Annotated in this window: 9 protein-coding genes, 5 tRNA genes and 1 riboswitch; of the genes, 11 read left to right on the top strand and 3 right to left on the bottom strand. The window is 45.0% G+C overall.

The window, feature by feature from the left end; genetic code table 11:
- Positions 1-79: 79 nt before the first annotated feature.
- On the bottom strand, positions 80-1,003 hold the full coding sequence (locus tag QOS01_RS09710) for a cation diffusion facilitator family transporter (RefSeq protein ID WP_283622179.1): 924 nt from the start codon (positions 1,001-1,003) through the stop codon (positions 80-82).
- A gap of 197 nt (positions 1,004-1,200) precedes the next feature.
- Between QOS01_RS09710 and QOS01_RS09715 the strand changes: the two genes are divergently transcribed.
- The 9 genes from QOS01_RS09715 to QOS01_RS09755 all read left to right on the top strand — a co-directional run bounded on the left by QOS01_RS09715 (position 1,201) and on the right by QOS01_RS09755 (position 6,211).
- A complete protein-coding gene (locus QOS01_RS09715) occupies positions 1,201-1,848 on the top strand; it encodes a metal-dependent transcriptional regulator (protein ID WP_283622180.1) in 648 nt (215 codons plus the stop codon).
- A 124-nt stretch (positions 1,849-1,972) separates the two neighbouring features.
- On the top strand, positions 1,973-2,647 hold the full coding sequence (locus QOS01_RS09720; protein ID WP_283622181.1) for a phosphatase PAP2 family protein: 675 nt from the start codon (positions 1,973-1,975) through the stop codon (positions 2,645-2,647).
- Positions 2,648-2,708: 61 nt separating this feature from the next.
- On the top strand, positions 2,709-3,182 hold the full coding sequence (locus QOS01_RS09725) for a GNAT family N-acetyltransferase (RefSeq protein ID WP_283622182.1): 474 nt from the start codon (positions 2,709-2,711) through the stop codon (positions 3,180-3,182).
- 17 nt (positions 3,183-3,199) lie between these two features.
- Positions 3,200-3,375: riboswitch (Lysine riboswitch) on the top strand.
- Positions 3,376-3,479: 104 nt separating this feature from the next.
- Positions 3,480-4,955: an amino acid permease gene (locus QOS01_RS09730; RefSeq protein ID WP_283622183.1), complete on the top strand. Its 1,476-nt coding sequence runs from the start codon at positions 3,480-3,482 to the stop codon at positions 4,953-4,955.
- Positions 4,956-5,101: 146 nt separating this feature from the next.
- On the top strand, positions 5,102-5,743 hold the full coding sequence (locus tag QOS01_RS09735) for a deoxynucleoside kinase (RefSeq protein ID WP_283622184.1): 642 nt from the start codon (positions 5,102-5,104) through the stop codon (positions 5,741-5,743).
- Between the two features lie 69 nt (positions 5,744-5,812).
- Positions 5,813-5,885, top strand: a tRNA-Val gene (locus QOS01_RS09740).
- Positions 5,886-5,888: 3 nt separating this feature from the next.
- A tRNA-Leu gene (locus QOS01_RS09745) sits at positions 5,889-5,970 on the top strand.
- Positions 5,971-6,059: 89 nt separating this feature from the next.
- Positions 6,060-6,131 (top strand) — tRNA-Gly (locus QOS01_RS09750).
- Between the two features lie 6 nt (positions 6,132-6,137).
- A tRNA-Arg gene (locus QOS01_RS09755) sits at positions 6,138-6,211 on the top strand.
- A 102-nt stretch (positions 6,212-6,313) separates the two neighbouring features.
- Here the strand turns inward: QOS01_RS09755 and QOS01_RS09760 are convergent.
- Both QOS01_RS09760 and QOS01_RS09765 read right to left on the bottom strand, forming a co-directional pair.
- Positions 6,314-8,119, bottom strand: coding sequence for an NAD(P)/FAD-dependent oxidoreductase (locus QOS01_RS09760; RefSeq protein ID WP_283622185.1), 1,806 nt, complete (start codon positions 8,117-8,119; stop codon positions 6,314-6,316).
- On the bottom strand, positions 8,073-8,264 hold the full coding sequence (locus QOS01_RS09765) for an oxidoreductase (RefSeq protein WP_283622186.1): 192 nt from the start codon (positions 8,262-8,264) through the stop codon (positions 8,073-8,075). Before QOS01_RS09765 ends, QOS01_RS09760 begins: the two co-directional genes overlap by 47 nt.
- 214 nt (positions 8,265-8,478) lie before the next feature.
- On the opposite strand from QOS01_RS09765, the gene QOS01_RS09770 reads away from it, so the two are divergent.
- Positions 8,479-9,060 (top strand): TetR/AcrR family transcriptional regulator, encoded by a 582-nt coding sequence (locus QOS01_RS09770; RefSeq protein ID WP_283622187.1) that lies wholly within the window; start codon positions 8,479-8,481, stop codon positions 9,058-9,060.
- 138 nt (positions 9,061-9,198) lie between these two features.
- A tRNA-Pro gene (locus QOS01_RS09775) sits at positions 9,199-9,272 on the top strand.
- The last annotated feature ends 446 nt before the right edge of the window (positions 9,273-9,718 follow it).

A 9,718-nucleotide genomic window follows, 5' to 3' on the forward strand; every position in this document is an offset into this window, starting at 1 on the left:
TGTGTGGTAACACCATTAAAGACCTTGATGGGTTTTTCTGTCCACTTAAATGTTCAACTTAAATTTTACAATCTGCCATTTATTTATTTGTTGTTCCGTGATCATTAATCATTTCGCGTTCGTCAGCGACGGTGTTGAAGAGCTCTTCGCCCTTGCCGCGGCTACACTCTGCTTGGAGGGTGATGTGACAGATCCCGTATTTTTCACGGAGAACCTTCTCCACTTGGGAGTAGATCTGCTCAATCTGGCTGAGGGGTTTATCCTCACAGTTGAGGTGGGCAGAGAAGATAATGTGGTGCTCATCAATCATCCAGGCGTGGACGTGGTGGACGGCGTCGATGCCGTCAATGCTTGTCAGGTCCTTGGCAATCGCCTCGTAGTCCAGGTCGGGTGACGACTGCATTAGGATTCGAATGGTCTGGTTGATAATTGGCAGCGATTCGTAAGCAATGTAAATGGCAACCGCAATGGTTAAGAGCGGGTCCAGCCACGGAACGTTGACAAAGATCAGGATGATCCCCCCGATGATCACAGCAACTGACGAAAGGGCGTCGCTCAAAACGTGGAGGTAGGTTGCCTTGACGTTCAGGTTATCGTGACTGCCCGAATGGAGGAGGGCGGCGGATAGGAAGTTGGCAACGAGCCCGACGACCGCGACGATCATCATGATTGTCCCGTTAATGTGTTGGGGATGGCTCAGCCGCTGGATGGCTTCACCAATCAAAAAGATGGCAATAATTACCAGCAGGAGACTGTTGGTCAGGGCTGAGAGAATCTCTGCCCGCCGGTAGCCATAAGTACTTTTCCGGGTTTCCGGCCGGCCACCAATTTGCTGGGCAAAGTAACCCAGGATGATGGAAAATGAATCGCCCATGTTATGGAAGGCATCGGAGAGAAGGGCCAAACTACCAGAAATTAGCCCCCCAATGATTTCAACAACCGTGATTAAGACATTTAGCAGGGTAACAGCTAGGAAGCGTTGCCCCGTGATTCTTTCTTTCATAATTAATGAATGCTCCTCTGCATATTGATTGCAATTTTTAATCGCAATGTATTAAAATTAGTGATTGTAGCTAACGAAAAAGTTAGGCAATCCGAACTACTCGTTTTTATATTATGCTATAATCGTAATATATTCAATATCGAGTTATTGTGTTATGACCGTTCGAAGGCCAAAAATTTATTGAGAGGTGAACTAGATTGACTCCAATGAAGGAAGATTACTTGAAAATCATCTTTGAGCTCGGCGGTAGTCATAAGAAAGTTTCCAACAAGGAAATTTCATTAGGATTAGGAATTGCTGCTGGTTCAGTGACCGAAATGATTTCCAAGTTGGCCGACGAGGGGCTCGTTGTCCACGAACCATACGCCGGAATTTCATTGACAGCGAAGGGCCAAAAATATGCGGCAGAATTAGTACGTAATCACCGGCTATGGGAAACATTCTTAGTGGACAAGTTAAATTACAATTTTGCGGACGTTCACTCAGAAGCGGAAATTCTGGAGCACCAAACGAGCAATCGGTTGGCAACTGCCTTGGATGAGTACTTACAACACCCTAAACACTGTCCCCACGGTGGGGTTATTCCTTCGGCCAATGGCAAGTTTCCTGACGTAAGTCACCGCTTGTTAGCCGATGCCGAGGATGGTGAAGAAGTTGAACTGGAACGGTTCTTAGACAACCACGAACTGTTGACTTACCTGGAGGAATTGCAATTGCGTCCTTCAGAGACAGTGAAAGTCATTCGTCACGAACCATTTGAGGGTCCAATTGTCATTGAAAAGGACGGCAGTGACAAGGAAATTAACGTATCTTACAAGGCGGCCCATAACATCTTTATTAAATAAGAAAAGTTCAAGCGAGGAAGGTAATTATTTCCCCGCTTGTTTTTTGATAAAGCACTGCGCGAGTAAATTGACTTGTGGTATACTCAAAATAATTGCTAAAAATTAGAATTAGGAGTAATCATATATGTTTATTGAACGCGATAATCATCGCTGGCGTCGATTTGCATTTAGTGGGGGCTTCTTTATCATCTTGTTGCTATTGATCAAGTTTAATTCTTCGGTGGCAACGATGATGGATGCCGTCTTACAATCACTCTTCACCAGCCAGCGCCTTGAAGGTATCGGCTGGTTCCACGCCCTGATGACTTTCTTATCGTTTATTGCTAGCCCCAAGATGGATATCATCTGGGTGATTATCATTGCCGTTTTCCTATGGTTGAGGCAGTGCAAGATTCCCGCAATTTGGGCGGTCTGCACGTTGATCGGTGGGGATTTCTTCGGTGAAGTCTTTAAGCACATCGTTAAGCGTGCTCGTCCGGCCCAACACCTGGCAGCTGATGACGGTTATAGCTTTCCTAGTGGTCACACGCTGGGAATCTTCCTGGTTGCGGCGATCCTCCTCTTGGTTGTTCTGCCGTTAATCCAACGGCGGTCAGTCCGGACAATTTGCCAAATCTTGCTGGTGTTTACCATCTTCTTCTTGGCAATTTCACGGGTTTACCTGTACGCCCACTGGCCATTCGATACGATTGGCGCAATGCTGTTGGCGTATGCTTGGCTCCAGGTTGCTGAATGGCTGTACGTTGCTTGGGCGCCGCGCCTGCAACGAATTCCAATGCTAGAAGATTCGATTATTTAATGAAACAAGTAAAGAGCTGTGACTTGGTTGCAACTCCTTTTTTATTGCCCGGGAAATATTCATGATAGAGACAAAGAGATTAATAGTTAGACCACTGATTACCGATAATGACCACCAGGTTGCCCAGGTGCTGGCTGATCCAGAGTTATTGCACGCTGCCCACATCAGCTTCACGTCACTACCGGCAAACAGCTTTGAGATTAAAATGTTTTTACAAGCGGTCCAGGTGTTTGGTATTTACCAGAAGGCGGATCCAGCAAAACTGCTGGGCCTCATCACCGCCGACCAGACGAACCCAGCACTGGCAACCAATGAATGTGAGGTTGGTTACCTTGAACGCCGGTCCGTGTGGGGGCGGGGGATTATGACCGAGGCTTTACGGGGCTTCTTGGATGGGACCCCGCTGGCAATCGTCGCCACCACCGATGAAGACAACGAGCGCTCCCAGCACGTCTTGAAAAATTCTGGCTTTCGGCTGACCGGCCGGGAAGGTAAGCGGTTAATTTGGCGCCGGCCCGCTTGCACTCGGGATTAATCAGAGTATAATGTTTTACAAAATGAAGAGGTTGCGTTTTTCAATAGTAGCTGCTGCGAGGTGAATAAGCACTGGACCAGTGAGTGAAAGGGGAAAACGCCGAAACAAGTCGGAACTTATTTTCCGAGTTGTTGGGTCATGACTTAAGAGGTCATGGACTGTCGCGGTATTACCGCGGGGCGCTTCCTACGAGTGATTCAATAATCAAGAAGTTAATTGAGTCTGCTAACGGGATGAGCCGTTAGCAGACTTTTTTGTTACCCTCTTCAAAATCTATTTGTTTGGAGGATTTGCTTAATGGCAGAAGAGACGCACGACCAGCATTCGACTGGTCATATTAAGCGAACATTGAAGACCCGGCACCTGTCAATGATTGCCCTCGGGGGAACCATTGGGACCGGGCTGTTTATCACTAGTGGTTCGGCAATTTCAACGGCCGGACCTGGTGGGGCCCTGACGGCCTACGTTATTATGGGAATCATGGTCTTCTTCTTGATGACCAGTCTTGGTGAAATGGCAACCTACATGCCGCTAACGGGATCATTTTCCGCATACTCAACGAAGTTTGTGGACCCGGCCCTTGGTTTTGCAATGGGGTGGAACTACTGGTTTAACTGGGCAATTACCATCCCGGTTGACGTCACCAGTGCCGGAATCGTGATGAACTTCTGGCTGCCCCACGTTCCTAGTTGGGTATTCAGTACCATTGTCCTGGTCCTGATCTTCTTGATTAACTGGTTGTCAGTCCGTTCCTACGGGGAAACAGAATACTGGCTGGCCCTTGTTAAGGTCATTACCGTTGTCTTCTTCCTGATTGTCGGAATTGCAATTATTTTTGGGATTATGGGCGGTAAGCCAGTGGGCCTTTCGAACTTCCATTACAAGCAGGCCCCATTCGTTGGTGGGGTTCCCGCCATCATTAGTGTGTTCCTGGTTGCTGGATTCTCCTTCCAGGGGACGGAACTGGTCGGTATTACGGCTGGGGAAGCAGCAACGCCTGAGGAGTCAATCTCCAAGGCCATCCACTCTACTTTCTGGCGGATCCTGCTCTTCTACATCCTGGCAATCTTTGTCATCGCCTGTGTATTGCCGTACACTAACAAGAACCTGATGAACTCAAACGTGCAGAACATTACGATGAGTCCGTTCACCATTATCTTCAAGCGGGCCGGCCTGGCAGTGGCGGCCAGCATCATGAACGCGGTTATCTTAACCGCCGTTATCTCTGCCGCTAACTCAGGGCTCTACGCCTCAACCCGGATGCTTTATTCTCAGGCCCGGGAAGGGTACGCATGGCGCTTCCTTGGCTACGTTAACCGCCGGGGAATTCCAATCTACGCCTTGGTATTTACCATGGTTATTTCAACCCTGGCCTTTGCTACCCAGTTCATTGTTCCCCAGGCCTATGTATACCTCACGGACGCCTCTGGTTTGTGTGGCTTTATCGCATGGTTGGGAATTGCCATCTCGCACTTCCGCTTCCGCCGGGCTTACATTGCCCAGGGCCACTCGGTTGACGAACTAAAGTACCACGCCACCCTGTACCCATTTGGGCCGATCTTCGCCTTCATCCTGTGTATCATCGTTATTTGTGGGCAAAACGTGGATGCCTTTGCTAAGCTCGACTGGTCCAACATCCTGATTACCTACATGAGTGTGCCACTGTTCTTGATCCTGTTCTTCTACTACAAGATTCGTTACCGGACGCACATCATCCCGTTAGATAAGGTGGACTTGAGTAAGAGCACCAAGGGTGAAAAGTACGAAGGCTAGGCGATAATATATTTCAAAATCTTCCCGAAAATTTCCGGGGAGATTTTTTTTGCGAGAAATTAGTTCTTAATCCTGTTGTCGATTTCACATCGATGGTAGAATAGTAATCGTGTCTTTTAACAGATCATAATGAAAGGAACAGGATAATGATTGCTTTAGCAGGAACAATTGGTGCTGGTAAGACCAGCCTGACGCAGTTACTGGCCGACCACTTACATAGCCAGGCTTTTTACGAATCAGTCGACGACAACAAGATTTTGCCGCTTTTCTACAAGAACCCTAAGAAGTACGGCTTCCTGTTGCAGATTTACTTTTTAAACAAGCGGATTGACGAGATTAAAGAATCATATAGCAACGATCTCAACGTCTTGGACCGGTCGATTTTTGAAGATGCCCTGCTGTTTAAGCTGAACGCTGACATGGGGCGGGCAACGCAGACGGAGTCGGACATTTACAGCTCACTGCTGGCCAACATGATGGAAGAACTTCCTGAGCAGCCCCACCAAAAGGCGCCAAACCTGTTGATCACGATCCAGGTTTCCTTTGATACGATGCTCAAGCGGATTAAGAAGCGGGGCCGGTCTTACGAGCAGATTGCCAACGACCCGTCACTTTACAACTACTACAAGAACCTAAACGAACGCTACCAAGAATGGTACAAGCAGTACGATCAGAGCCCTAAGATGCTGATTGATGGGGACGAGTATGATTTTGTGGAGGACCCGCGCGCGGCCAAGAAAGTGCTCCAGATGATTGACCAGAAGCTAGTGGACTTAAATTTAAAATAAATGTTTGACAATTGTCAGAATGGATGATATATTGATTAAGCTGACTTGTTCAGTTAGCTTAATTTTTTCGGAGGATTAGCTCAGTTGGGAGAGCATCTGCCTTACAAGCAGAGGGTCACAGGTTCGAGCCCTGTATCCTCCATATGCGGATGTGGCGGAATTGGCAGACGCGCAAGATTTAGGATCTTGTATCTTTTGATGTAAGGGTTCAAGTCCCTTCATCCGCATTAATATTATTTGAAAAAAGTGTTGACATTCTTCACTGGTTCATGTAATATTAATAATCGTTGATAGCAATTAAATAGCTCATAATTATGCGGAAGTAGTTCAGTGGTAGAACATCACCTTGCCATGGTGGGGGTCGCGGGTTCGAATCCCGTCTTCCGCTTTTCTTGCACCCATAGCGCAATTGGATAGAGTGTCTGACTACGAATCAGAAGGTTGAAGGTTCGACTCCTTCTGGGTGCATATAATAAGGGTTTAACCTTTTCCTACAAAATAAAAAAACGACTAATGACTTTGCTAATCCAAAGTCATTAGTCGTTTTTTTATTTGACAAAGGAGATTACCTCATTGGATCTGTTGACCAGCGTCAAAGCCCATTCGATTAGCAGAGGCAATGTTACGAACCTCAAAGGCATCACCAATGACTTGATAAGGAACCTCCATTTCATCTAGGGTGTCTTGAAGATCAGTAACGGGCTTTTGTCCAAGTGCAATGACAACGGACTTGCCGGCAACAAAGCCATTATGACCACTATTCTTCTCAACATAGGTAATTCCATCGTCCGTAATCTTAGTAACTACAGCATTCATTACGGACTTAACATTCTCCTTCTTAAGCCGTCTCAAGAACTCACCGCGTGATACCCGTTCACGGGACATGGCCAATTCAGGTAACATGTCAACGATTGTTACATCGTGACCATCTTGAGCAAGCATATCAGCAACTTCGGAACCAGTTTCACCGCCTCCAAGAATAATTACATCTTTTGTTGGAACTTTTGCTTTACCTTCAAGGAGCTTCCAGGAACTAATGGCTCTATCAATTCCATCAATTGGTGGAATTGATGGTAATGAACCCGTGGCGAGAATAACATCATCAGGCTTGAACTCTTTAATCATGGCCGGATTAACTTTAACACCGGTTTTAATAGTAACGTGGCACCGTTTCATTTCGCCAATTTGCCATTCGGCAACGTGTCTAACAATCTTTTTGTAAGGCGGGACGGAAGCAATCTTCATTTGGCCGCCTAAAGTATCTGACTGTTCAAAGATGGTTACATGGTGTCCCTTCTTAGCGGCAGAGTATGCAGCTGTCATCCCTGCAGGGCCACCACCAATGACCATAACATTCTTTGGTGAATTAGTTTTAAGAATATGCTTGTATTCTGATTCATAACCAACCAGAGGGTTAACGGTACACCGCATTCCTAGTCCAGGGTGAATAGTATCGCCTTGACAGTGAAGACAGTTTATACACCGTCGAATGGTATTAGCGTGGCCCAGACGAGCTTTGTTTGGCCACTCGGGATCAGCAATTAGTGTCCGGCCAAGTGCTACCAAGTCAGCCTGACCCTTTTCGAGAATGTCTTCAGCTACGTCTGGAGTTCGAATATTTCCAACTGCAATAACTGGAATATTAACAACCTTTTTGACAGCTTCTGCCAAGTAGGCTTTATCGCCTTGAGGGAAGGTAGGGGTTTCGAAAGTTCTTTCCATTGAACCATAGTAGCCGCCACTGACGTGAAGCATGTCGACACCAGCGCGCTCTAGTTCTTGACACATTTTGACCCCTTCCTCAAGGTGATAGCCAGGGTCAGTAAATTCGTCAACCGAAATTCGAAAATCGATTGGAAAATCATAGCCGACTTCTCGTCGTACTGCCTTAACAATCTCAAGTGGGAAGCGCATCCGGTTTTCAAAGCTACCACCGAATTCATCATGACGGAAGTTAGTCGCCGGCGACATAAACTGTTCAATGATATATCCGTGGCCACCAAAAATTTCGATCCCATCGAAACCAGCTACTTTTACCCAATGGGCTGCTTTAGCGAATTTATCGATCATATCCCAGACTTCTTGGTTAGACATTACGCGTGGTTGTGTCTTGCAGACAGGGGAAGGAACACCAGACGGAGAGACCAATGGTACACCTTCACTATGTTCTGTGGTTGTCTGGTTCCCACTCTGGTGAATTTGGCAGAAAATACGGGCGTCGTAGGCGTGGACACGTTCCACCAGCTTGTTTAATCCAGCACAATATTTCATATCATCAACTCGTAATTGATTAGCAACGTCTTTTCCGCGCGGGTAGTCTACGGAGCAATTACCAGTGTAAATTAATCCTGCGCCCCCCCTTGGCGCGTGCCGCAAAGTAATCTAATAATTCATCCGTTACGAAACCATCTTGTCCAAGGTTAGTGGCTAATGGTGGCATTACGATTCGGTTCTTTATCTGTAAGTGGCCAATGTGGAAAGGTGAGAAAAGCTTTGGATAGTACTTATTTGTATTAGACATAACTGTCCCTCTAATGAAGATAATAAATATTTCTAGCACTACCTGTATATCGTGGGGTTAGTGTTAATGTTATACACTATGAAACCGATTTCTTAATGGATCCACCATCATTGTATTACTATTCAACATTGAATTTCAAGTTAATATTGAATTTAAATTCAATATTATCCGATATGTTATAATCGTAATAAATAATGAACCGAGGTTATTGAAGATGGTTATGTCTATTGAGAATCGTAAAAAAATTGCTAACCAACGCCGTAAGGCAATCTTAAAAGCGGCGATTAGCGAATTTGATAATCATGGATTTGAGAATACAAAGATTACTGATATTGCCAATGCGGCTGATGTTTCCGCGGGACTAATTTATCACTATTTTGGTTCAAAGGTAGACATTTTAAAGTCTTATGGACCAATGATTAATGACTGTCAGAACTATGTTTTAGGGTTAGCAACACCGTTTGATTCTTTGAAGATGTTTTGCCGCCGGGTATTGTTACCCTATAGCAAAACGGGCTACCATTCGCCAATCCGAATCATTATTTCCTGTTATGCCCATGGCTCGTTAGAAAGTGCTGATGATGCATTTCCATTTACTATTTATGGGAAGACTTTTCTTGGGGGAATTATAAAAAAGGGCCAAATAGCAGGCCAATTTAGAGAAGGGGACGCCGCCATGATGGGAGATATCCTTTGGCACACGGTAATTGGCTATGTTATTCATCGGTATAACTATCATCAAGAGATTTCCAGTGATGTAATTGATGCAATTATGGATACAGTGAAAAAAGAATAAGTATGAAAGACAAGACTGTTCATAATCTGGAAAGTTAACTCTTTGACAGTTATTAGCATTAATTGACAGATAACCATAAAGGGGTATATACTTACTAAGTATTGACATCAGTAGTACTCAAGGGTATTTACTTAACTTCGGAAATTAGCTCAGTTTGGTAGAGCGCTGCGTTCGGGACGCAGAGGTCGCAAGTTCAAATCTTGTATTTCCGACTGCTAGAGAAGCCGATTGTAGTAACCGTTAATAGACGTTGCTACAATCGGCTTTGTTGCTTTTTATTTGCTTTTATTTATTGTTATTTTTCTAAGCGTTTCGGTCGTTTTTTCGGTCGCTAAAACGCTGGTAGAATAACGATTGAAGAAAAATATAGGTCGTTTTTTTTAGTATAAACCCTTAAGTATCATATACAAATGGTGAAAAAGGAGTATCAAGTCCATTTAAGTCTTGATACTCCTTTATTGTTTATATGTACCATACAACGCTCAGAATGACACCATATTATAGTTTATATATTTGGTATTAGAGTTGATCTTGATAAAGATTAGGATGTTGATTGGGAGAAACGGGGGATGGCTTTTCATAAGGCAGATTGCAAGAAATAACTTGAACGAATTTAATGACGTAAATTAAGCAGGAAGATCTCGATTGGTGTATGCCA

The organism is Limosilactobacillus avium (assembly GCF_947381485.1).
In the GTDB taxonomy this organism is placed as follows: domain Bacteria; phylum Bacillota; class Bacilli; order Lactobacillales; family Lactobacillaceae; genus Limosilactobacillus; species Limosilactobacillus avium.